The sequence below is a fragment of the Nocardioides sp. Leaf285 genome (assembly GCF_001422955.1).
GTDB lineage: Bacteria > Actinomycetota > Actinomycetes > Propionibacteriales > Nocardioidaceae > Nocardioides > Nocardioides kribbensis.
On sequence record NZ_LMNH01000001.1, the window covers coordinates 202,442 to 224,816 of the forward strand.

Here is a 22,375-nt window from a genome sequence, read left to right on the forward strand (position 1 = left end):
GTCATGGTGACCACGCTCGGATCGCAGCTCAGCCTCCAGCTCACCGCGCTCGTCCTGCGGGTCGCCGACCCGACGCCCGAGCCCGAGGACGTCAAGGCCGGGTGGCCTGCGCTCGGACTCTTCCTGCTCCTCGTCGGCTTCGTGGTCTTCCTGTTCTTCAGCCTCGTCAAGCGGCTGCGCAACGTGGAGACGGCGCGCAAGACCGGCGTCTACGGCGACGCCCCCGAGACCGACGGGACTCCTGGCGAGACGGGAGCGGACCCGGCGGTCGACCCGGCCACGGAGCCGGGCGGCGACCCCTCGGGCGAGCGCGGCGACGCGCCGCCGACGCCCCGGGCCTGAGGCCCGACGCGCCGCGGCTGCGGGTCGGGGTGTGCTCCCGGCTCAGCCCTGGCCGGCGCCGGGCTGCTGCTGCTGCTCGGCGACCTGCTTGCGCACGTCGTCCATGTCGAGGGCGCGCACCGCGCCGATGACCTGGTCCAGCGCCGGTGCGGGCAGCGCCCCGGGCTGGGCGAAGACGAGGATGCCCTCGCGGAAGGCCATCAGGGTGGGGATCGACTGGATCCCGGCCGCGGCGGCCAGCTCCTGCTGCTCCTCTGTGTTGATCGAGCCGAAGGTGATGTCGGGGTTGGCCTCGGAGGCCGCCTCGTAGGTCGGCGCGAACTGCTTGCACGGGCCGCACCAGCTGGCCCAGAAGTCGACGAGCAGGATGTCGTCGCCCTGCACGTGCGTGGTGAAGTTGTCCCCGGTCAGCTCGATGGTGGCCATGCCCCCACCGTACGTCGGGCACGCGCCGCGGCCCACCGCCCCGGTGGGTGGGCGGTGGGCGGGCCGCCCGGGGTGTCGCCTCAGTCGACCACGTGGCCGTGGGGTCGGCCGGGGTCGTCGTAGGCCGGGTCGTCGCGACCGGCGCGCAGCGCCTCGAGCTGCGCGCACACCGCGACGCCGTAGAAGAACGACACCGAGCCCATCAGCGACCACAGCAGTAGCGCCACGATGCCCGCGAGGGGCCCGTAGGTGCTGCCGAAGGAGTCGCTGAGCCCGACGTAGGCCGCCAGGCCCACGGTGGCCAGCATGCTGAGCGCCACCGCGACCACCCCGCCGAGGGCCAGCCAGCTCAGCGCGGGCTGCCGGCGTCGCGGCGCGTGGTCGAGCAGCACGGCGATGGTGAGGACGCCGAGCGCGACCCCGACCGGCCAGCGCAGCACGTTCCACGTGGTCCGTGAGGCCTCCGACCAGCCGTAGGCCTCGGTCACGGCGTCGGCGAAGGCACCGCCGGCCACGAGCAGCAGGAAGGCCAGGGCCGCGGGTGCGGCGAGCAGCGCGGTGAGCACGGCGGCCCGGCCGTACTTGGCCCGCGCGGGCCGGTCGCGACGGATGCCGTAGATGCGGTTGGCACCGCGCTCGACCTGCGCCATGGCCGTGGTCATCGACACCAGGGAGAGCAGCAGGCCGAGGACGAGCGCGACCTCTCCGGCCTCCTCGCTGGAGTCGGAGCCGGAGACCGCCCCGGCCAGGGCGTCGCCCGAGCCGCTGCCCGGCGAGACGCCGTCGATGGTGGCGGCCATGACCGCGGCCACGCGCTCCTGGTCGACGTCGGCGGCCAGGCCGGTGAGGGCGAGCAGGAAGGGCACGACGGCGAGGCAGGCCTGCAGGGCCAGGGCCCGGCTGTTGGTGAAGCCGTCGCCGTAGCGGAACCGCACGAAGGCCCCGACCGCGACGGCCCGGAGCCCGTGGCGGCGCGCGAGGTGCCAGGCGTCCTCGGCGTCGAGCTCGTCACCGTCGAGCTCGACGGTCACCGGCACGAGGCGGGCGGTGGTCACGGCTTCGGTCCCTTGCCCGGCTTCGGTCCCTTGTCGGCGGGCCCCTGGCCGGGTCCCTTGCCGGGCTTCGGGCCCGGTCCCTCGTCGGGCTCGTCCTCGTCGGGCTCCTCCTCGTCGGGCCCGCCCGCGTCGGTGGAGGGGGACGGGGTCGGCGTGGGGGTGGGCGTGGGGGTCGTCGACGACCCGGGCGCGGTGTCGTCGGCCTCCTCGACCGCCTCCAGGGCCGCCTCGAGGCGGTCGGCGGCGCGCTCGATCCGCTCCTGCTCGGCGGCGGTGAGCTCGCCGGCGTCGACGGCCTCGTCGGCGGCCTCGCGCAGGGCGTCGAGCGCGTCGAGACCCGCGTCGGCGTCGCGGGCCACCAGGGCCTCGTCGACCGCGGCCAGGGCGTCGGTCACGGCGGTGGGAGGCCCGGTGGTGGTCTCCTCGGCGCAGCCGAGCAGGCCCCCGCCGAGCAGTGCGAGCGTGCCCAGCGCGAGGGCGCCGCGGCTGCGGGCGCGCGGGCGCACGGGGCTCATCGGCCGGCCTCCCCGACCGCGTCGTGGAGGTCCTCCAGCGGGCTCTGGAGCCGGGCCGGCACGTCGCCGGGGGCGGGGTCGACCTCGGCGGGGGGCTCGGCGCTCCCGGTGGAGGCCAGGGCCGCGACCACGAGGAGGAGCACGATGCCGGCGAGCGCCCCGGCCAGGCCCTTCTGGTGCGGCTCGAGCGCGGCCAGGCGCGCCCCCGGGCCCCGGCGGGGTCGGCCCGGGCCGCCCGTCGGCGGGTGCAGCGGCGGCGGGGGAGGCGTGGCGGGCCCGGGGGGTCTGGCGGGTGGGGGAGACCCGGGCGACGCGACCGGCGCGGTGAGCACGGCGGTGCGCGCGGGCTCGACGTACGGCGGCGGGCCGGGCGGACCCGAGGGCGGGCCCTGGCGCAGCGCACCCAGCCGGGCGGCCACCTGGGCGGTGCTCGGCCGCGCGGCCGGGTCGGCCGCGGTCATGGCGCGCAGCAGGTCGGACCAGCCCGGCGGGAGGTCGGCGGGCACCGGGGGCGGGCGGTGCAGCCGGGCCATGGCCGACTCGGTGGGGCTGCCGGGGTAGGCGCGCTCGCCGGTGAGCGCCTCGAGCAGCACCAGGCCCAGCGACCACACGTCGACGGAGGTGTCGAGCTCCTCGCCGCGCACCTGCTCCGGCGCGAGGTAGGCCGCCGTGCCCACGGCGGTGCCGGTCTGGGTGTGGCGCACGGTGTCGCCGATGAGTCGCGCGATGCCGAAGTCGGCCAGCTTGACCCGGCCGTCGGGGGCGAGCAGGACGTTGCCGGGCTTCACGTCGCGGTGCACGACGCCGCGGCCGTGGGCGTAGGAGAGGGCGTCGGCGACCTGCTGACCCACGCGCGCCGCCTCCGGCGCGGGCACCGGGCCGTCGGCCAGCCTGGCCCCCAGGGTGGGACCCTCCACCAGCTCCATCACGAGGAAGGGGTGCTCGTCGTCGACCCCGGCGTCGAGCACGGTCACCAGGCCGCGGTGCGAGAGCCCCGCCAGGGTGCGGGCCTCGGCGGTGAAGCGCGCGCGGTCGCTGGCCTGGTCGGCGGTGCTGCGCAGCAGCTTGACCGCCACCTCGCGGGCCAGCACCGTGTCGGTCGCGCGGTGCACGTCGGCCATGCCGCCGCGTCCCAGGACCTCGCCGAGCCGGTAGCGGCCCGCGACCATCGTCGTCGTCACCCCGGGACCGTACCGGTCGGGCCGGCCCGGCCCGTTCCTGACCGGTCGGACGGCTGGCGGTGTCCGGAGGCGCTCACCCGTCGGGGTGACGACACCATGACCGCCGTCACGTGACGTGCGTTACACGATCGTTACCCCTCCGCCTTGACCCCTCGATTGCGTAAGCGCTTTCATTCATCACGCCCCGGACGCTCGGCAGTGGTCTGGGTCACGACCCAGAGAGGGAGCACCCCATGCGCTCACGCACCATCCGACACGCCAGTGTGGCGGTCGTCCTGGCCGCCGGCCTGGTCCTGGCCGGCTGCGCCGAGGAGGAGTCCACCGAGGTCCAGTCCGCCGGTGGCACCTCGCCCGGCGAGGGCAAGGCCGAATGCGAGCAGCTGACCCAGTTCGGTGACCTCACCGGCACCAGCGTCAGCGTCTACACCTCGATCATCGCCCCCGAGGACGCCGCCCAGAAGAAGTCCTACGAGCTCTTCACCGAGTGCACCGGCGCCGAGATCGAGTACGAGGGCTCCAGCGAGTTCGAGACCCAGCTCAAGGTGCGCGTGCAGGGCGGCAACGCCCCCGACATCGCCTACATCCCGCAGCCGGGCCTGCTGGCCAGCCTCGTGCGCGACGACGACGCCGTCGTCGAGGCGCCCGACACGGTCGCGGAGAACGTCGACCAGTGGTGGGGCGAGGACTGGAAGACCTACGGCACCGTCGACGACACCTTCTACGCCGCCCCGCTGGGCGCCAACGTGAAGTCCTTCGTGTGGTACTCCCCGAAGACCTTCGCCGACAACGGCTGGGAGATCCCCGAGACCTGGGACGACATGATGGCCATCACCGAGGACGCCGTCTCCAAGGGCATGAAGCCCTGGTGCGCCGGCATCGAGTCCGGTGACGCCACCGGGTGGGTCACCACCGACTGGCTCGAGGACTCGATGCTCCGCGAGGTCGGCCCCGACGTCTACGACCAGTGGGTCAACCACGAGATCCCCTTCGACGACCCGCAGGTCGCCGCCGCGCTCGACCGCGTCGGCAGCATCCTCAAGGACGAGGAGTTCGTCAACGGCGGCCTCGGCGACGTGAAGTCCATCGCCACCACCGCCTTCCAGGACGCCGGCTACCCCGTCGTCGACGGCGAGTGCGTCATGCACCGCCAGGCCAGCTTCTACGCCGCCCAGTGGGAGCCCGGCACCGACGTGTCGGAGGACGGCGACGTGTTCGCCTTCTACCTGCCCACCGTCACCGAGGACTTCGGTCGTCCGGTGCTCGGCGGCGGCGAGTTCGTGGCGGCCTTCGACAGCCGTCCCGAGGTCCAGGCCTTCCAGACCTACCTGTCCTCCGACGTGTGGGCCAACGAGAAGGCCAAGGCCACGCCCGACGGTGGCTGGGTCACCGCCAACACCGGTCTCGACATCTCCAACCTGAGCAGCCCGATCGACATCCTGTCGGCCGAGACGTTCCAGGACCCCGACGCCGTCTTCCGCTTCGACGGCTCCGACCAGATGCCCAGCGCCGTCGGCGCCGGCTCCTTCTGGAAGGAGATGACGGCGTGGATCACCGGTCAGAGCACCGCTGACGCGCTGACCAACATCGAGGAGTCCTGGCCCGCCTCCTGAGGTGAGCCACCGACGTCGGGCCGCGGGCCGCGCCCGCGGCCCGACGTCGACCCCGCCCCGGCTCCCGGGGCGCCCAGAGCCGGCCGGCGCACAGCGTCGAGCCCCAGGTACGGCGTGACCAGGCGGACGAGCCCTCGGGGGCCCGACGCGGTCACCGACAGGAACGGTGAGACGTGACCACCTCCGACAAGCTCCTCCACATGCTGATCGCCGTCGTGCTGTTCTTCGGCGTGATGGCCCTGATCCTCCTGGCCACCCAGCGGCTGCGCTCGCGCCGCGGCGAGCGCGTGCAGGCGGCCGCCTTCCTCGGCCCCTCCCTGCTCCTCGTCGCCGTGGGCCTGCTCTACCCCGCGGTGCTGACCGTCTGGCAGTCCTTCCACGGCCCCAACGGCGAGGAGTTCGTCGGGCTGGAGAACTACGTCACGGTCGTCACCGACAAGGAGCAGCTGACCGTGCTGCGCAACACCGCCCTGTGGGTGGTGCTGACCCCGCTGCTGGCCACCGGCATCGGCCTGGTCTACGCCGTCATCATCGACAAGTCGCGCTTCGAGAAGGTCGCCAAGGCGCTCATCTTCCTGCCGATGGCGATCTCGCTGGTGGGGGCCTCGATCATCTGGAAGTTCGTCTACGACTACCGCCAGACCTCCGCCGACCAGATCGGCCTGCTCAACCAGGTGCTCAAGAGCCTGGGCTTCGACACCTACCAGGTGCTGCTGACGGGCCCGTGGAACACGCTGTTCCTCATCGTCATCATGGTCTGGGTCCAGGCCGGCTTCGCCATGACGATCCTCTCGGCCTCGATCAAGGCCATCCCGGAGGACATCGTCGAGGCCGCGCGGCTCGACGGCGTCAACGGCCTCAAGCTCTTCCGCCACATCACCGTGCCGAGCATCCGGCCCTCGCTGATCGTCGTGCTGACGACCATCAGCATCGCCACGCTGAAGGTCTTCGACATCGTGCGCACCAGCACGGGCGGCAACTTCGACTCCAGCGTGCTGGCCTACGAGTTCTACCGCCAGTACTTCGTCGCGGGCAACGAAGGGCTGGCGACCGCGCTGGCCGTCGTCATCTTCATCCTCGTGACGCCCATCGTCATCTACAACATCGTTCAGATGCGCAAGCTGGAGGCCCGATGACCACCGCCACGCCCCTCGTCGGCACGCCCGGCACCCCCGGGACCGGGAGCGACCAGCCCGTGGTCCCGGCGTCGACCGCGGCCAAGCAGCAGCTCACCAACCGCTGGGCCTCGCTCGCAGCGGTCGTCATCGCCGCGCTGTGGACGGTGCCGACCTTCGGGCTCTTCATCTCCTCGCTGCGCCCCGAGGGCGAGGTCAAGGGCAGCGGCTGGTGGAACTTCTTCACCGACCCCAACGTCACCCTCGACAACTACAAGCAGGTCATCAACGGCGCCGACACCGACCTGGCGACCTACCTGGTCAACTCCGCGGTGATCACCATCCCGGCCGTGCTCATCCCCATCAGCCTGGCGACCCTGGCCGCCTACGCGTTCGCCTGGATGGACTTCAAGGGCCGCGACGCGCTCTTCGTGGCGATCTTCGCCCTCCAGATCGTGCCGATCCAGGTCACGCTGATCCCGCTGCTCTCGCTCTACGTCGAGCCGCCGTTCAACCTGATGCCGCTGGCCGGCCGCGACGCCCCCGGCGGGGGCTTCTACACGATCTGGCTCTCCCACGCGATCTTCGCGCTCCCGCTGGCGATCTTCCTGCTGCACAACTTCATGCGCGAGATCCCCGGCGAGCTCATCGAGTCGGCGCGCGTCGACGGCGCCGGGCACGTGCAGATCTTCACGCGCATCATGCTGCCCCTGATGGCCCCGGCCATCGCCGCCTTCGGCATCTTCCAGTTCCTCTGGGTGTGGAACGACCTGCTCGTGGCCCTCGTCTTCGGCGGCGGCAACCTCGACATCTCACCGCTCACCGTGCGCCTGGCCGCCCTGGCCGGTCAGCGCGGCGAGGACTGGCACCTGCTCTCGGCCGGGGCGTTCGTGTCGCTGATCGTGCCGCTCGTGGTGTTCCTGTCGCTGCAGCGCTACTTCGTGCGCGGGCTGCTGGCCGGCAGTGTCAAGGGGTGACCTCACCCCGCGCGACCTGAGCCAGCCACTGGTAGGAGGCCTTCGGGGTGCGGGTCTGGTCCGCCGGGTCGATGTGGACCAGGCCGAAGGTCTTGGTGTAGCCCTCGGCCCACTCGAAGTTGTCCAGCAGCGTCCACACGACGTAGGCGCGCACGTCGGCGCCGGCCGCGCGGGCGCGGTGGGTGGCGGCGAGGTGGCCGCGCAGGTAGTCGATGCGGTCGTCGTCCTGCACCACCCCGTCGACGCGCTCGGCGTCGGCGCAGGCGGCGCCGTTCTCGGTGACGAGGATCGGCAGCCCGGTGCGGCGGTGGGTCTCGACGAGCAGCTCCTCCAGCCCGTCGGCCACGACCTCCCAGCCGATGTCGGTGCGCGGCTCGCGCACGACCAGGTCGAAGTCGCCCACCCCCGGGTACGCCGCGCCCTCGGGGTGCGGCGGTCGGCCGGGCACGACCAGGTCGGGGCGGGTCGGGGTGTAGTAGTTGACCCCGAGCCAGTCGGCCGAGCCCTGCACGAGCTCCAGGTCGCCGGGCCGGACGAGCTCGGGGTCGGCGAGCTCCGGCGCCACGGCGAGCACGCTCTCGCCGTACTCCCCGTCGACGAGGGGGTCGAGCCACACCCGGTTGCGCAGCGCGTCGATGCGCTCGGCCAGCGGCTCGGCCTCGGGCCGCTCCGGCCACACTGGGGCGAGGTTGAGCACCGTGCCGACGTCGACGGCGTGCGCGGCGCGGATGCGCTCGGCGGCCAGGGCGTGGCTGAGGTTGAGGTGGTGCACGGCGCGGTGCGCGCCGCCGCCCTCGCGGCGACCCGGGGCGAAGACGCCCGCGGCGTGGCCGAGGTAGGCGGTGCACCACGGCTCGTTGTGGGTGGCCCAGACCCCGACACGGTCGGCCAGCCGGTCGGCGACGACCTCGGCGTAGTCGGCGAAGGCCTCGGCCGTGCTGCGCACCAGCCAGCCGCCCTCGTCCTCCAGGGCCTGCGGCAGGTCCCAGTGGTAGAGCGTCGCGGTCGGCACGATCCCGCGCTCCAGCAGCGCGTCGACGACGCGGTCGTAGTGGTCCAGCCCGCGGGTCTCCACGCGGCCGCGGCCCTCGGGCTGGATGCGGGGCCAGGCGATCGAGAAGCGGTACCACCGCACGCCCAGGCCGGCCACGAGGTCGGCGTCCTCGAGGTGGCGGTGGTAGGAGTCGCACGCGGTGGCGCCGCTGCTGGCGTCCTTGATCGTGCCGGGGCGCGCGGTGAAGGTGTCCCACACCGACGGGCCGCGGCCGTCGACGTCGACGGCGCCCTCGATCTGGTAGGCCGCCGTGGCGGTGCCCAGCTCGAGCACCGACCCGTCGGGCAGGCGGTGCGGGAGGCGGGCTGCGGTGTCTGCCGGGCGCGGGTCCACTGTGCTCATGGCCACACCGTACGGCCCGCCACCCCCGGACCGGCAGGACGGCGCCGATGACCGGCATCCACGACCTCGCCCGCGAGGTCGGTGTCTCGACCGCCACGGTCTCGCGCGCGCTGCGGGGGCTGCCGCGGGTCTCGGAGTCCACCCGCGAGCGGGTGCTGGAGGCCGCGGTGCGGCTGGGCTACGTGCCCTCCCCGCACGCGGTCGGCCTGGCCAGCGGGGGCCAGACCCGCTCGGTGGCGATCGTCGTGCCGTTCGTGACCCGGTGGTACTTCGCCGCGGTCGTGCACGGCGCCGAGCAGGTGCTGCGCGAGCAGGGCTACGACCTGCTGCTCTACAACCTCGCCGGCGACTCCGCGGCGCGGCACCGGGTGCTGCGGACCCAGGTGCTGACCAAGCGCGTCGACGCCGTGCTGGTGGTCGGGCTGGGGCCGACCGCCGAGGAGGTCGCGGCGATGCAGCGGCAGGGCAGCCCCGTCGTGACCCTGGGGGCACGGGTCGAGGAGTGGTCGAGCGTGAGGATCGACGACGTCGAGGCGTCGCGCACCGCGATGCGTCACCTGCTCGACCTGGGCCACCGCCGCATCGCCTTCGTCGGGGGTCTGGGCGAGGACGGCCTCGACTTCACCACGCCGACCGCGCGGCTGGAGGGCTACCGCTCCTCGCTGCGCGACGCCGGGCTCCCGCTCGACCCCGCGCTCGAGCTCGACGGTCGCTTCACCCTCGACGGCGGGGTCGACTGCGGTCGCGCCGTCGCGGCCCTGGGCCACCGCCCCACCGCGGTCTTCTGCGCCTCCGACGAGATGGCGATCGGGCTGATGAGCGCGCTGCGCGAGGCCGGGCTGCGCGTGCCCGAGGACGTCTCGGTGGTCGGTGTCGACGACCACGAGATGGCGCGGTTTTTCGACCTCACCACGGTGCGTCAGCCCGTGCACGAGCAGGGCCGCATCGCCGCCCAGCAGATCCTGCGGTCGCTGGGGGCCGCCGACGGGCCGGGCGAGGTCGTGCCCGAGCACGTCGAGCTCGCCACCGAGCTGGTCGTGCGCGCCACCACCGCCGCGGTGTGAGCGGCCGGGCGGCCCTCAGAGCCGGCGGATCACCTTGGCCGGGTTGCCCACGGCCACGACGTCGGCGGGCAGGTCGCGGGTGACCACGGAGCCGGCGCCGACCACGGTGTTGGCGCCGATGGTGACGCCGGGGCACACGATCGTGCCGCCGCCGAGCCAGACGTTGTCGCCGATGGTGATGGGTCGCGCCCCCTCCCACTTGGCGCGCCGCGGCTCAGCCTCGACGGGGTGGGTGGGGGTGAGCAGCTGGACGTTGGGTCCGATCTGCACGTCGTCGCCGATGACCACCTCGGCGACGTCGAGGCAGACGAGGCCGAAGTTGACGAAGGTGCGGGCGCCGATGCGGGTGCGGTAGCCGTAGTCGACGTGGAGCGGGGGGCGGATCTCGGTCTCCGCGCCGATCGCGCCGAGGAGCTCGACCAGCAGGGCGCGACGCTCCCGCGCCTCCGAGGGCGGCAGGTGGTTGATGCGGTGGGCGAGGTCGCGCGCGGCGAGGCTCTCGCGCTCGAGGTCGGGGTCGTCGGCGATGTAGGGGTCGCCGGCGAGCATCCGCTCGCGCATCGAGCGGTTGTCGGGGAAGGACGGGTCGGGCAGGGCGTCAGGCATGCGCCGATGCTTCCACGCCGTCGGTCAGCGCATCGAGTAGGTGGCCATCGAGACCGCGACGTAGTGGCTGGCGAAGGCCAGGATCGTGAAGGTGTGGAAGACCTCGTGGAAGCCGAACCAGCGCGGCGAGGGGTTGGGCCGCTTGAAGCCGTAGACCGCGCCGCCGAGGGTGTAGAGCACCCCGCCGGCGGCCACGAGCACCAGCACGCCGATGGCCATCGACGTGCCGAGCTGCTCGGTGGCGCCCTCGATGAACCCGGGGATGAAGAACACCGCGGCCCAGCCCATCGCGATGTAGATCGGGGTGTAGAGCCAGCGCGGCGCGTCGGTCCACAGCACCCGGAAGCCGACGCCGAGCAGGGCGGTGGACCAGATGGTCGTCAGCAGCACGACCTGTTGCGAGCCGTCGAGCAGGATCAGCGTCAGCGGGGTGTAGGAGCCCGCGATGAGGATGAAGATGTTGGAGTGGTCGAAGCGGCGCAGGAAGCCCCAGACGGCCGGCGACCAGGTGCCGGTGTGGTAGATCGCCGAGACGGTGAACAGCAGCAGCGCGGAGCCGGTGAAGACGGCCGAGCCGATCTTCGTGGTCTCCGTCGGCGACAGCACGACCAGCACGATGCCCGCGGCCAGGGTCAGCGGGGCCGTGCCGAGGTGCAGCCACCCGCGCAGCTTCGGCTTGATGTCGGCGAGGGTCTCGCTGATGGTCTCCTGCACCGAGTCGACCCTCGAGCGCACCGCCTGGGGGATGTGCTGGTCCATGGCCCGACAGTACCGGCCGGCACGTCGACCCGCCGAAGCCAGGACGCCTGGTCGGCGAGGCGGTGACCACCGCCCCGACGGCGCTAACCTTGTCCGGTGGCGGACTGGAAGCGCGGGCTCAGGAGCGTGCTCTACCCGGCCTACGAGGCGCGGGTGCTGCGGCGCATGCCCGCCAACCTGCCCCAGCACGTCGGGGTGATGCTCGACGGCAACCGTCGGTGGGCCCGCGCCGTGGGTCGCGACACCGCCCACGGCCACCGAGCCGGGGCCGCCAACATCGAGCCGCTGCTCGGCTGGTGCGACGAGGTCGGCATCGGCGTCGTCACCTTGTGGCTGCTCTCCACCGACAACCTCAACCGGCCGCCCGACGAGCTCGAGCCGCTGCTGGAGATCATCGAGGAGGCCGTGGCCTCCCTGGCCGACCAGCAGCGCTGGCGGCTGCACCCGGTGGGCGCGCTCGACCTGCTGCCGGCGGCCACCGCGGAGCGGCTCAAGGCGGCGCAGGAGGCCACGCGCGAGGTCGACGGCATGCTGGTCAACGTCGCCGTGGGCTACGGCGGACGGCGCGAGATCGCCGACGCCGTGCGCTCGCTGCTGCTCGAGCACGCCGAGCGCGGGACCTCGCTGGAGGAGCTCGCGGCCCAGCTGGAGGTCGACCACATCTCCGCCCACCTCTACACCAAGGGCCAGCCCGACCCCGACCTCGTCATCCGCACGAGCGGCGAGCAGCGGCTCGGCGGCTTCCTGCTGTGGCAGAGCGCGAAGTCGGAGTTCTACTTCTGCGAGGCCTACTGGCCCGACTTCCGCCGCGTCGACTTCCTGCGCGCGATCCGCGCCTACGCCCTGCGCGACCGCCGCCACGGCTCCTGACGCCGACCTGCCCGACGCCCGCCCGGCGGCGACGGCGGGGCGCCTGCGCGTCCGCCTGTCCCGGCCCGGTGACGTTCACGAGCGCGTCACGGCGTGTTGCCTCGAAACCGGTCGGCGGGGGGCTACTTTCGCAAGCATCGGCGGGTGGGGAAGCCCGCCGTACCAGGAGGCCCGATCGTGCTCACCCACGACTGCACCACGCACGGCTCGTCGCCGTGCGCGGACGGAGGCGGGCACTCCCGCCTGCGGGTTCCTTCCCGGTCCATCCGTGTGAAGTAGGACCGCGGCGAGGAGTGCGCGCGGCGGTCCGTGAGGGGTGTCCCGTGCCGTCTCAGGCCCAGCAGTCGCAGCAGTCCCCCGGATCCACCCGCACCCGCCGCAAGGCCCCCGCCCGCGCCGCGGCGCCGGCGGTGCGCACCTACGTGCTCGACACCAGCGTCCTGCTGGCCGACCCCGGCGCCCTCAAGCGCTTCGCCGAGCACGAGGTGGTGCTCCCCGTCGTGGTCATCACCGAGCTCGAGGGCAAGCGTCACCACCCCGAGCTGGGCTACTTCGCCCGCACCGCCCTGCGCACGCTCGACGAGCTGCGCATCCTCCACGGCCGCCTCGACGAGCCGGTGCCGGTGGGGGAGGAGGGCGGCACCCTGCGCGTCGAGCTCAACCACACCGACGCCAGCTCGCTGCCCTCGGGCTTCCGCCTCGGCGACAACGACACCCGCATCCTCGCCGTCGCCCACAACCTCTCCACCGAGGGCCTCGCGGTCACCCTGGTCTCCAAGGACCTGCCGCTGCGGATCAAGGCCTCGGCGGTCGGGCTCGACGCGCAGGAGTACCGCGCGGAGGCGATCAGCGACTCCGACACCGGCTACTCCGGCATGGCCGAGCTGGAGGTCGCGGCCAGCGACCTCGACGAGCTCTACGACGACGGCGTCGTCGACCTCGACGCCGCGCGCGACCTGCCGTGCCACCAGGGTCTCGTGCTGCTCTCCGACCGCGGCTCCGCGCTCGGCCGCGTCGGACCCGACAAGCAGGTCCACCTCGTGCGCGGCGACCGGGAGGCGTTCGGCGTCCACGGCCGGTCGGCGGAGCAGCGGATCGCGCTGGAGATGCTCCTCGACCCCGAGGTGGGCATCGTGTCGCTCGGCGGCCGCGCCGGCACCGGCAAGTCGGCCATGGCGCTGTGCGCGGGGCTGGAGGCGGTGCTCGAGCGCGGCCAGCACAAGAAGGTCGTGGTCTTCCGCCCGCTCTTCGCCGTGGGGGGCCAGGAGCTCGGCTACCTGCCCGGGTCGGAGTCGGAGAAGATGTCGCCCTGGGGCCAGGCGGTCTTCGACACCCTCGGCGCGATGACCTCGCGCGACGTCATCGACGAGATCCTCGACCGCGGCATGCTCGAGGTGCTCCCGCTGACCCACATCCGCGGCCGTTCGCTGCACGACGCCTTCGTCATCGTCGACGAGGCGCAGTCGCTGGAGCGCAACGTGCTGCTCACGGTGCTCTCCCGCATCGGGGCCAACTCCAAGGTCGTCCTCACCCACGACGTCGCGCAGCGCGACAACCTGCGGGTCGGGCGCCACGACGGGGTCGTGGCGGTGATCGAGAAGCTCAAGGGCCACCCGCTCTTCGCCCACGTCACGCTGACGCGCTCCGAGCGCTCGCCCATCGCCGCACTGGTCACCGAGATGCTGGAGAACGTCACGCTCTGACGGCCCCAGGTCCTCGCCCCTCACCGGCCCCGCCCACCCCGGGGCGGGGCCGGTGTGGCGTCGGAGGTCTGCTGTGACGCATGTGACGAGACCCGCGCCACCTTTGTCCACCACCGTGGCGGTTCGGTTTGCGTGCCCCTGGAAGGTCATGCAAGGTGGACGGCGTTCGTCACTCGTGATCCACCGGGGCAGACCGCCCGATCGCGTGACCTGAGCATCGGCCCGTGTCGTCTACCCGTGAGTCCATCGCCTTGTCGAAGCACGTGAAGTACGTCCCGAAGCACCGCTCGGCTCCCGCGCCCTCGCGCGTGGCCCAGGTGCCCCGCCAGGCCCTGCGCAGCACCGTGGTCCTCTCCTCGTTGGCCGTCGCGGCCACCGGCGTGAGCGTCGCCGGTGGTGTGGTCGGGTCCGACCCGGCCGTGAGCGCCGCCGACTCCGTGAGCGCCGACGCCGCCTCGCCGGTCGCGGCGGCGGTCGACCCCGACGACGCGACCACCGGCGTCGAGCTGGTCACCGGCAGCGCCGTGCTCGAGGAGCGCCAGCCCGCCGTGTCGCGCTCCGCCGACCGCCGCGTCGCCAGCGACCCGGCCAAGGTCGCTGCGCTCTCGGCCGACGAGGGCCCGGCGCTGACCCGCACCGAGGACATCGCCGACCTCGACCCGCGCTCGATCGCGCAGTCGCTGATGGGCGAGTTCGGCTTCTCCTCCGACCAGTTCGGCTGCCTCGACTCGCTGTGGACCCGCGAGTCGAACTGGACCGTGAACGCCGACAACCCGACCTCCTCGGCCTACGGCATCCCGCAGGCGCTGCCCGGCGAGAAGATGGCCTCCGCCGGCGCCGACTGGGCCACCAACCCCGCCACGCAGATCCGGTGGGGGCTGGGCTACATCCAGGACCGCTACGGCAGCCCCTGCGGCGCCTGGGCCCACAGCGAGAGCGTCGGCTGGTACTGATCGGCGCGTCGACCGCCACCGGTCGACGTCAGGACCGCGGTGCGCTCACGCGTCGTGGAAGAGTTGCACGCCTCGGGCGACGGCCGCGGTCAGCACGCTGTAGCCGCCGAGGACCCCGAGCACCCACCCGGCCGCGGTGAGGACGGGCTCGCCCTCGACGGCGTCGACGAGCAGCGCGCCGAGCACGAGGGCGATCACGCCCAGCACGAGGTGGCCCAGGCCGAGCGAGGTGCGGTAGCGGGGGCGGGGCTGCGTCTCGGTCTCCACGCCCGCAGTGTGGCCGACCCACGGCGTCGCGCCGCGCAGCCGCGCCCGGCTGCGACGAGGTGGTGCGGCGTTGCGCTCAGCGGCCTTGTGGACGCCGTGCGGGCGGTCGGAGGATCGCAGCAGCGCCGGGTCGCCGACCTGGCCCTGCCCGAGAGGACACACCGTGGTCGACGCTGACACCACCGACGCCACCACCACCGGCCCCCCTGCGGCCATTGCGCAGGCCCTCGCCGACGCCGACCGCGACCTGGGCCGGCTCGACGCCGCTCTGGCCGAGCTCACCGACGGCGACCTGCACCGCGCCCACCGCGACGGTGGCTGGACGGTGGCCCAGGTCGTCTCGCACATCAACATGTGCGCGATCCTGTGGCTCGGCGACATGCGACGCCTCGAGGCCGACCCCGAGCTCGACTTCTTCTTCCGCGAGGAGGTCGGTCACGACCTCACGGGCTACCCGCCGCCCACCATCGACCTCGCCCGTGGGCAGCTCGCCCGCACCCGGCGCACCCTGGCCACCGCCGGTGCGGTGGTGCCGGCCGAGCTGCTCGCACGCACCGTCACCATCCCCGACCTCGGCACGATGACGGTCGAGGAGTGGACGCCGCTCATCGTGGGCCACGCCTCCGGCCACACCGAGCAGGCCTTCGAGATCATGCGCGACCGCGGCTTCGCGCCCGAGGGCGTCTGATGCGCGCCGCGGTGCTGACGGGCCTGGAGACCGTCGAGCTGCAGGAGCGCCCCGAGCCCGAGGCCCGCCCCGGGTGGGTCGTGCTCACAATCGAGGCGGCGTCGCTGTGCGGCACCGACGTCCACCAGTACGACGGGCGCATCGACACCCCCTTCCCCCGGGTCCCGGGCCACGACTTCTCCGGCCGGGTGCTCAGCGTGGGCGAGGGCGTCGACGAGTCGTGGGTGGGTCGGGCCGTCGCGGTGAAGCCGTCGCTGCCGTGCGGCGACTGCCCCGAGTGCCACACCGACAAGCCCTTCGACTGCAAGAAGAAGAAGCTCATCGGTCTGTGGTCCGACGGCTGCCTCACCGAGCGGATCGCCGTGCCCGTGGTGAACCTCATCCCGCGTCCCGACGGCGTCGAGGCCTGGCAGGCCGCGCTCCTGGAGCCGCTGGCCGTCGGTCTCAACACCGTCGACCGGCTCCGGATCGTGCTGGGCGAGAGCGTGGTCGTGCTCGGGCAGGGCCCGATCGGGCTCGCGCTGACCCGCCTCTGCGCGCTCTCGGGCGCAGGCCGGCTGATCGTCACCGACGCCCGGGAGGCGCCCTTCGCGGTGTCGCGGGCCTACGGCGCGAGCGACTGCATCGACGTCACCCAGACCGACGCGACCCAGGCGATCCTCGACCTCACCGACGGCGCGGGCGCCGACATCGTCATCGAGACCAGCGGCTTCCCGGCGTCGTCGGCGATGGTGCTCGACGCGGTGCGCAAGGAGGGCAAGGTGGCGCACATCGGCTGGGCCAACGACCTGCCCCCGCTGCCGGTGATCCCGATCATGGCCAAGACCCTCACGGTCTACGGCGTGGGCGGCAACGGCGGGCGCGGGCAGTACGAGCGCAGCCTCGAGCTGGTGCGCTCCGGGCGCATCGACCTCGACCCCGTGGTGACGCACCGCTTCGGCCTCGACCAGATCGAGGAGGCCTTCGCGACCGCGGCCTCGAAGAGCGACGGCGCGATCAAGGTCGTGGTCACGCCCTGACCCGCCCCGACCCGCCCTGCTGTCGCCAGCGCGACGGCCGCCCCGCCCCGAGACCCTTGGGGCGGCGCGGCCGTGGGTGCGGGGCTCAGCCCGCGGCGCGCTTGTAGGGGTCGGGCGGGAACCAGCCACGGTCGACCACGGCCTGCGACCACCCCGAGAGCCGCTCCAGAAGACCGTCGAGCTTCTCGCCCAGCGCCTCGACGACCCGCTGCTCCCCGCGGTCGGTGGCCTCCTCGACCTCCTCGCGCAGCGCGCGGCCGGCCTCGGTCAGGCGCCCGTCGGTCACCAGGCCGCGCGCGGTGAGCGAGGCGGTCGCCGCCTCCATCTGCTCCGGGGACCACCCGCGGCTCGCGGTGTAGGCCAGCGGCTCCCAGCCCACCCACAGCTCGGTCAGCACGTTGGCCTCCACGCCGTCGAGGCCGGCGCCGGCGAGCGCCGCCAGGTGCCCGTCGCCGCGGTGCTCGCGCAGCAGGTTGCAGCCGTGCCACAGCCGGGCCAGGCGGTTCTCGGGCCAGCCGGCCCCGAGCAGCCCGGCGAACATCGGACGCCCCGGCAGCGGCGCGGCCGCGACCGCCCGCTCCAGCAGCGCCAGGACCTCGTCGAGACCGTCGGGGTCCTCACCCAGCACGGCCGCCAGGGCCGCCGAGGACCCCGCGGCGCGGGCGGCGCGCATCTGCGCCAGCGGCAGCGCGGCGCGCCCGGCGTCGTAGAGCCCGCTCACCAGGCCGGGCTCGAAGACCCCGAAGGACGAGACCGCGACCATGGCCTCGGGCTCGCCCAGGCTGCTGGAGCGGCCCCACACGTAGCCGAGCAGGAAGTCGAGGCCGTGCGCGGCGTAGGCGTCGTAGGCCGGCTCGCTCCAGTAGCAGACCGCGGCCAGCGGCTCGATGGTGTCGCGCAGGCGGCGGGCGGGGGTGCTCCACCCGACGTCGTGGGTGGTGCCCTCGCGGGGCGTGAAGAAGGCGGCTCGGGCCTCGGCGTAGTCCATGACGTGATGATGGCCACAGCAGGGGCCGCTCGGCCATGGCTGGGGGCCAGGTGTGCACGGATCGGTCAGGTGGGTGCGCAGGCCGGATAGTGACCCCGCGGGGGCCCGACCAGACTGCGGGAGGACGCACCGTCCGGCGGTGCGTCCTGCCGTCCCGACCACGCGGCCGCGAGGCCGCTCGGAAGAAGGAGCCCGCGTGACCGGCGCCCCCCGCACCCCCGTCGAGCTGGTCGAGGTCGGCCCGCGCGACGGCCTGCAGAACGAGGACCGCGCGCTCCCCGTCGAGACCCGGGTGGCCCTGGTCGAGCGGCTGCTCGACCTCGGGCTGCGGCGACTGGAGGTCGCGAGCTTCGTGCGCCCCGACCGGGTGCCGCAGATGGCCGGGGCCGAGGAGCTCCTCGCCGCCCTGCCCGACCGCAGCGACGCGACGTACGTCGGGCTGGTGCTGAACCGCCGTGGGGCCGAGCGCGCGGTGCTCACCGGCTGTCACGAGCTCAACATGGTGGTGCCGGTGACCGACACCTTCGCCGTGCGCAACCAGGGCGCCGACACCGCGGCCCTGCTCGAGCAGGCCCGCGACGTCGTGAGGATCGGCCACGAGGCGGGCCGCACGGTCTCGGTCACCCTCGCCGTGGCCTTCGGGTGCCCCTTCGAGGGCGACGTGCCCGCCGCGCGCTGGCGCGACGTCGTCGACCGTGCCCTCGACCTGGGCGCCGACGAGCTGGCGCTGGCCGACACGGTCGGCGTCGGCGTGCCCACGCAGGTCGAGGAGCTGGGCTCCCACGTGGCGCAGGACGCGCGCGCCGCCGGGCTGCGCTTCCACTTCCACAACACCCGCAACACCGGCTACGCCAACGCCTGGGCGGCCACCGGGCTGGCGCTGCGCGAGGGCGCGCGCGTGGCCCTCGACGCCTCGATCGGCGGCTTCGGCGGCTGCCCGTTCGCGCCCGCCGCCACCGGCAACATCGCCACCGAGGACCTGGCCTGGCTGCTGCGGCGAGGCGGGGTCGACGTCGCGGGGCCGGCCCGGCTCGACCAGCCGGCCGCCGCCGAGGTGGCGCGGTGGCTCTCGCAGCGGCTCGACAGCCCCGTGCAGGGCCTGCTCGTGCCCGCCGGCGACTTCGGCGGCCCGGCATGAGCGCCGCCGGACCGGACCGCGAACGGCCCCTGGCCGGCCTGCGGGTCGTGGAGCTGGGCAACTTCATCGCCGCGCCGACGGCGGGACGGCTGCTGGCCGACTTCGGCGCCGAGGTGGTCAAGATCGAGCGCCCGCGCACCGGCGACGAGCTGCGCAACTGGCGCCTCTACGCCGGCGACACCTCGATGCTCTACCGCACCATCAACCGCGGGAAGCTCTCCGTCGAGCTCGACCTGCGCACGCAGGAGGGGCGCGACACCGTGCTCGACCTCGTCGCCCGCTCCGACGCCCTGGTGGAGAACTTCCGCCCCGGCACCCTCGACCGGTGGGGCCTGGACGCCGCGACGCTGGAGCGCGTCAACCCCGAGCTCGTGGTGGCCCGTGTCTCCGCCTTCGGCCAGACCGGGCCGCTGTCGGCGCGGCCGGGCTTCGCGGCGGTCGCCGAGGCCTTCGGCGGCATGCGCGAGCTGGTCGGGGAGGCCGACCGTCCGCCGGCACGGGTCGGGGTCTCGATCGGCGACTCCATCGCCGGCCTCTACGCCGCCTTCGGCGTCGTGATGTCGCTCTTCGACCGCGAGCAGCGCCGCCGGCTGGCCGCGCCCGCGGTGGGCCCTGCCGCGCGCCACATCGACGTCGCGCTGCACGAGGCCGTGTTCTCGATGATGGAGTCGCTGGTGCCCGACTACAGCGCCCACGACGTGCTCCGCGAGCGCACGGGCGGGCGCATGGAGGGCATCGCCCCCTCCAACGCCTACCGGTGCGCCGACGGCCAGTCGGTGGTCGTGGCCGGCAACGCCGACGGCATCTTCGGGCGCTACATGCGCGCCATCGGCCGTCCCGACCTCGCCGAGGACCCCGGGCTCGCGCGCAACGCCCAGCGCTGGCAGCGCCGCGAGGAGCTCGACGGGGCCATCGAGGCGTGGACCGGCACCCTCGACCGCGCCGAGGTCCTCGCCCGCCTCGAGGAGGCGGGCGTGCCCGCCGGGCCGATCTACCAGGCCGACGACATCGTGGCCGACGAGCAGTACCTCGCCCGCGACATGGTGCAGTGGCGCCCGGTCGACGTCGGCGGCACCACCCGCGAGGTCGCCTTCCCGGGGATCGTGCCCGTGCTCGGCGAGCGCTCCCTGCCGCTGGGCGAGGTCGGGCCCGACCTCGGCGAGCACACCCACCAGGTCGTCGCGGGTCTGCTCGGGCGACCCTGCCCGTGCCGCGCGTGCACCGCCGAGGCAGAGTGCGACCAGCCCGACCCCGCCACCGGATCCCAGGAGACAGCGTGACCAGCACCCCCGAGCAGGCCACCGACCGCGGCGACGTCCCGAGCGGCCCCGACGGCCCCGAGGCCACCCGCGGCGTCGACGTCGAGACCCTGCGGCAGGTCTCCCAGCGTGTGCTGTGGCTGGCCAGCGCCATCGTCGACGCGGCCAACCGCGGTCGCCCCAACGACACCGGGGTGAAGGTGGGCGGCCACCAGTCGTCGTCGGCCTCGATGGTCGACATCATGGTGGCGCTGTGGTTCCACGGTCTCGACCACCGCGACCGGGTCTCGGTCAAGCCCCACGCCTCGCCGGTGCTCCACGCGGTCAACCACCTCCTCGGGGACCTCGACGCCTCCTACCTGCCGACCCTGCGCGAGCGCGGCGGCCTCCAGGCCTACCCGTCGCGGTCCAAGGACCCCGACACCGTCGACTTCTCCACCGGGTCGGTCGGCATCGGGGCCACCGCCACGCTGTGGGCGGCGATGGCCCACCGCTACGTGCGCTCGCAGTTCCCCGGCTCCACCCCCGAGGCGGGCCGCTTCATCAGCCTGCTCGGCGACGCCGAGCTCGACGAGGGTGCGATCTGGGAGGCCGTGGCCGACCCCCAGGTCGCCAGCCTGGGGGAGCTGCTGTGGGTGGTCGACCTCAACCGGCAGTCGCTGGACCGGGTCGTGCCCGACATCCAGATCCAGCGGCTCGCGGCGATGTTCGAGGCGGCCGGCTGGCAGGTGGTGACCCTCAAGTGGGGCCGCCGCATCGGCGAGCTCTTCGCGCGCCCCGGCGGCGAGGCGCTGCGCCGGCGCATGGAGTCGATGCCCAACGAGGAGTACCAGCGGCTGCTGCGCGCCGACTCCTCCGAGCTGGCCGCGCGCGTGCTGGGCGACCAGGGCGACCCCGCGCTGCGCGACCTGCTCGCCGCGGTGCCCGCGGCCGAGCTGTCGGCGGCGGTGCGCGACCTGGGCGGCCACGACCTCGGCCTGCTCGTCGACACCTTCGCCGCGGTCGACGACCACCGGCCCACCGTGGTCTTCGCCTACACCGTCAAGGGGCGGGGCCTGCCCACCGAGGGCCACCCCAACAACCACTCCGTGCTGCTCAACGCCACCCAGATGCAGGCCCTCGCGGAGGCCTCCGGAACGTCCCTGGACGACCCGTGGGTCGGCTTCGCCCCCGACTCGTCCGCCGGTCGCCTCGCGGCCCGCCGCGCGGCCGACCTGGCCCGGCCGCCGGTCTCCGAGGTGGGCCGGCTCAGCGTGCCCGCCGAGCTCGGCCACGAGCACCGCAAGCCCGTGTCGACGCAGGCCGCGCTCGGTCGGCTCCTGGCCGACCTGGTGCGCGACGCGCCCGAGACCGCCGCCCGGGTCGTCACCTGCAGCCCCGACGTCGCCTCGTCGACCAACCTCGGCGGCTGGATCAACAAGACCGGCGTGTGGTCGGTGGCCGAGCGGCGCGACTGGTTCGCCGACGACGCCGAGCGGCTGCTGCGCTGGTCGGAGTCGCAGAGCGGTCAGCACATCGAGCTGGGCATCGCGGAGGTCAACACCGTCGGCCTGCTCGGCGAGCTCGGCGCCACCTGGTCGCGCTGGGGGGAGCGGCTGATCCCGATCGGCACCTTCTACGACCCCTTCGTGGGGCGTGCGCTCGAGCCGTGGTCCTTCGGCCTCTACGCCGGCGGCCAGTCGATCCTCGTCGGCACCCCGTCGGGGGTCACGCTGGCGCCCGAGGGCGGCGCCCACCAGTCGGTGTCGACGCCCTCGATCGGCCTCGAGCAGCCGGGCTGCGTGGCCTGGGAGCCGGCCTTCGCCCACGACCTGGAGTGGTGCGTGCTGCGCGCCATGGACCAGGTCGGGCGCCCCGACGGCACCTCGGCCTACCTCCGCCTCTCGACCCGACCGGTCGACCCGGCGCTGGCGCGGGTGCCGGAGGACCCGGAGGGGCGCGAGCGGCGTCGCCGCCAGGCCGTCGCCGGTGGCTACCGCATCACCGACCACGACCCCGCGACGGAGCAGGTCACCCTGGTCGGGGTGGGCGCGGTCATGCCCGAGGTGCTCGCCGCGGCGACGCGGCTGGGCGAGCGCGGGATCGTGGCGGGCGTGGTCTGCCTGACCAGCCCCGACCTGGTCTGGCGCTCCTTCCAGCAGCGTGGCGACCGCGAGGGCGGCACCGGCTCGGGCGTGCTCGACCTGCTGCTGCCGCCGGGTCACCCCGCCCCGCTGGTCACGGTGCTCGACGGCCACCCCCACACCCTGGCCTTCCTCGCCGGCGCGCGCGGCGACCGGATGCGCTGCCTCGGGGTCTCGCAGTTCGGGCAGTCCACGAGCCTGCCCGACGCCTACGCCCTGCACGGGATCGACGTCACGAGCATCGCCTCGGCGGCCCTCGACCTGCTGGGCCGCTGAGGGGCCCCGAGCGGTCCGCCCCGGGGCGGGCCGCTCGAGGTGCGG

The 22,375-nt window shown here is 74.0% G+C and carries 22 protein-coding genes; 13 read left to right on the plus strand and 9 right to left on the minus strand.

The genetic code is table 11. From position 1 onward, the window contains the following. Positions 1-3 precede the first annotated feature (3 nt). On the plus strand, positions 4-342 hold the full coding sequence (locus ASF47_RS01055) for a hypothetical protein (protein WP_056862181.1): 339 nt from the start codon (positions 4-6) through the stop codon (positions 340-342). A 42-nt stretch (positions 343-384) separates the two neighbouring features. Here the strand turns inward: ASF47_RS01055 and ASF47_RS01060 are convergent, their stop codons facing one another. The 4 genes from ASF47_RS01060 to ASF47_RS01075 all read right to left on the minus strand — a co-directional run bounded on the left by ASF47_RS01060 (position 385) and on the right by ASF47_RS01075 (position 3,519). Beyond that, on the minus strand, positions 385-768 hold the full coding sequence (locus tag ASF47_RS01060) for a thioredoxin family protein (RefSeq protein WP_056862182.1): 384 nt from the start codon (positions 766-768) through the stop codon (positions 385-387). An 80-nt stretch (positions 769-848) separates the two neighbouring features. Then, complete coding sequence (locus ASF47_RS01065) at positions 849-1,823, minus strand: YihY/virulence factor BrkB family protein (protein ID WP_056862183.1); 975 nt, start codon at positions 1,821-1,823, stop codon at positions 849-851. Then, positions 1,820-2,338 carry a hypothetical protein gene (locus ASF47_RS21415; protein ID WP_056862184.1) on the minus strand — a complete coding sequence of 173 codons (519 nt, stop codon included), beginning with the start codon at positions 2,336-2,338 and terminating at the stop codon, positions 1,820-1,822. Before ASF47_RS21415 ends, ASF47_RS01065 begins: the two co-directional genes overlap by 4 nt. Next, positions 2,335-3,519 carry a serine/threonine-protein kinase gene (locus ASF47_RS01075; protein WP_156697674.1) on the minus strand — a complete coding sequence of 395 codons (1,185 nt, stop codon included), beginning with the start codon at positions 3,517-3,519 and terminating at the stop codon, positions 2,335-2,337. The genes ASF47_RS21415 and ASF47_RS01075 overlap by 4 nt, the downstream gene beginning before the upstream one ends. Before the next feature lie 233 nt (positions 3,520-3,752). On the opposite strand from ASF47_RS01075, the gene ASF47_RS01080 reads away from it, so the two are divergent. From ASF47_RS01080 to ASF47_RS01090, 3 genes are all read left to right on the plus strand, one after another. Beyond that, complete coding sequence (locus ASF47_RS01080; RefSeq protein ID WP_056862186.1) at positions 3,753-5,129, plus strand: ABC transporter substrate-binding protein; 1,377 nt, start codon at positions 3,753-3,755, stop codon at positions 5,127-5,129. A gap of 173 nt (positions 5,130-5,302) precedes the next feature. Next, the gene (locus ASF47_RS01085; protein ID WP_082499881.1) at positions 5,303-6,265 is read left to right on the plus strand and encodes a carbohydrate ABC transporter permease; all 963 of its coding nucleotides are present in this window, start codon (positions 5,303-5,305) and stop codon (positions 6,263-6,265) included. Continuing rightward, positions 6,262-7,221 (plus strand): carbohydrate ABC transporter permease, encoded by a 960-nt coding sequence (locus ASF47_RS01090; RefSeq protein WP_056862187.1) that lies wholly within the window; start codon positions 6,262-6,264, stop codon positions 7,219-7,221. Before ASF47_RS01085 ends, ASF47_RS01090 begins: the two co-directional genes overlap by 4 nt. Here the strand turns inward: ASF47_RS01090 and ASF47_RS01095 are convergent. After that, positions 7,211-8,617: a GH1 family beta-glucosidase gene (locus tag ASF47_RS01095; protein ID WP_056862188.1), complete on the minus strand. Its 1,407-nt coding sequence runs from the start codon at positions 8,615-8,617 to the stop codon at positions 7,211-7,213. The genes ASF47_RS01090 and ASF47_RS01095 overlap by 11 nt on opposite strands. A 47-nt stretch (positions 8,618-8,664) precedes the next feature. On the opposite strand from ASF47_RS01095, the gene ASF47_RS01100 reads away from it, so the two are divergent. Beyond that, positions 8,665-9,681, plus strand: coding sequence for a LacI family DNA-binding transcriptional regulator (locus ASF47_RS01100; RefSeq protein WP_056862189.1), 1,017 nt, complete (start codon positions 8,665-8,667; stop codon positions 9,679-9,681). A gap of 15 nt (positions 9,682-9,696) precedes the next feature. Here the strand turns inward: ASF47_RS01100 and ASF47_RS01105 are convergent, their stop codons facing one another. Both ASF47_RS01105 and trhA read right to left on the minus strand, forming a co-directional pair. Then, on the minus strand, positions 9,697-10,287 hold the full coding sequence (locus ASF47_RS01105; protein ID WP_056862190.1) for a sugar O-acetyltransferase: 591 nt from the start codon (positions 10,285-10,287) through the stop codon (positions 9,697-9,699). Positions 10,288-10,311: 24 nt separating this feature from the next. Continuing rightward, a complete protein-coding gene (trhA, locus tag ASF47_RS01110; RefSeq protein WP_056862191.1) occupies positions 10,312-11,046 on the minus strand; it encodes a PAQR family membrane homeostasis protein TrhA in 735 nt (244 codons plus the stop codon). A 96-nt stretch (positions 11,047-11,142) separates the two neighbouring features. On the opposite strand from trhA, the gene ASF47_RS01115 reads away from it, so the two are divergent. The 3 genes from ASF47_RS01115 to ASF47_RS01125 all read left to right on the plus strand — a co-directional run bounded on the left by ASF47_RS01115 (position 11,143) and on the right by ASF47_RS01125 (position 14,572). Then, complete coding sequence (locus ASF47_RS01115; RefSeq protein WP_056862192.1) at positions 11,143-11,916, plus strand: isoprenyl transferase; 774 nt, start codon at positions 11,143-11,145, stop codon at positions 11,914-11,916. A gap of 323 nt (positions 11,917-12,239) precedes the next feature. Beyond that, complete coding sequence (locus ASF47_RS01120) at positions 12,240-13,619, plus strand: PhoH family protein (protein WP_056862193.1); 1,380 nt, start codon at positions 12,240-12,242, stop codon at positions 13,617-13,619. Between the two features lie 224 nt (positions 13,620-13,843). After that, positions 13,844-14,572 carry a lytic transglycosylase domain-containing protein gene (locus tag ASF47_RS01125; RefSeq protein ID WP_235558571.1) on the plus strand — a complete coding sequence of 243 codons (729 nt, stop codon included), beginning with the start codon at positions 13,844-13,846 and terminating at the stop codon, positions 14,570-14,572. 45 nt (positions 14,573-14,617) lie between these two features. Here ASF47_RS01125 and ASF47_RS20465 read toward each other — a convergent pair whose 3' ends face one another. Beyond that, entirely contained in the window at positions 14,618-14,839 is a 222-nt protein-coding gene (locus ASF47_RS20465) for a hypothetical protein (protein ID WP_082499882.1), read from the minus strand. A 163-nt stretch (positions 14,840-15,002) separates the two neighbouring features. On the opposite strand from ASF47_RS20465, the gene ASF47_RS01135 reads away from it, so the two are divergent. Together ASF47_RS01135 and ASF47_RS01140 are read left to right on the plus strand one after the other, a co-directional pair. Continuing rightward, positions 15,003-15,527, plus strand: coding sequence for a DinB family protein (locus ASF47_RS01135; RefSeq protein WP_056862196.1), 525 nt, complete (start codon positions 15,003-15,005; stop codon positions 15,525-15,527). Continuing rightward, complete coding sequence (locus tag ASF47_RS01140) at positions 15,527-16,546, plus strand: zinc-dependent alcohol dehydrogenase (RefSeq protein ID WP_056862197.1); 1,020 nt, start codon at positions 15,527-15,529, stop codon at positions 16,544-16,546. The genes ASF47_RS01135 and ASF47_RS01140 overlap by 1 nt, the downstream gene beginning before the upstream one ends. Positions 16,547-16,631: 85 nt before the next feature. Here ASF47_RS01140 and ASF47_RS01145 read toward each other — a convergent pair whose 3' ends face one another. After that, entirely contained in the window at positions 16,632-17,534 is a 903-nt protein-coding gene (locus tag ASF47_RS01145) for an SCO6745 family protein (RefSeq protein ID WP_056862198.1), read from the minus strand. A 196-nt stretch (positions 17,535-17,730) separates the two neighbouring features. Between ASF47_RS01145 and ASF47_RS01150 the strand changes: the two genes are divergently transcribed. From ASF47_RS01150 to ASF47_RS01160, 3 genes are read left to right on the plus strand one after another with little or no spacing between them, the layout of a single operon-like run. Further along, positions 17,731-18,672, plus strand: a complete 942-nt coding sequence (locus ASF47_RS01150) for a hydroxymethylglutaryl-CoA lyase (protein WP_056862199.1) — start codon at positions 17,731-17,733, stop codon at positions 18,670-18,672. After that, positions 18,669-19,952, plus strand: a complete 1,284-nt coding sequence (locus ASF47_RS01155) for a CaiB/BaiF CoA transferase family protein (protein WP_082499884.1) — start codon at positions 18,669-18,671, stop codon at positions 19,950-19,952. The genes ASF47_RS01150 and ASF47_RS01155 overlap by 4 nt, the downstream gene beginning before the upstream one ends. Continuing rightward, the gene (locus tag ASF47_RS01160) at positions 19,949-22,330 is read left to right on the plus strand and encodes a transketolase-like TK C-terminal-containing protein (protein ID WP_082499885.1); all 2,382 of its coding nucleotides are present in this window, start codon (positions 19,949-19,951) and stop codon (positions 22,328-22,330) included. Before ASF47_RS01155 ends, ASF47_RS01160 begins: the two co-directional genes overlap by 4 nt. The last annotated feature ends 45 nt before the right edge of the window (positions 22,331-22,375 follow it).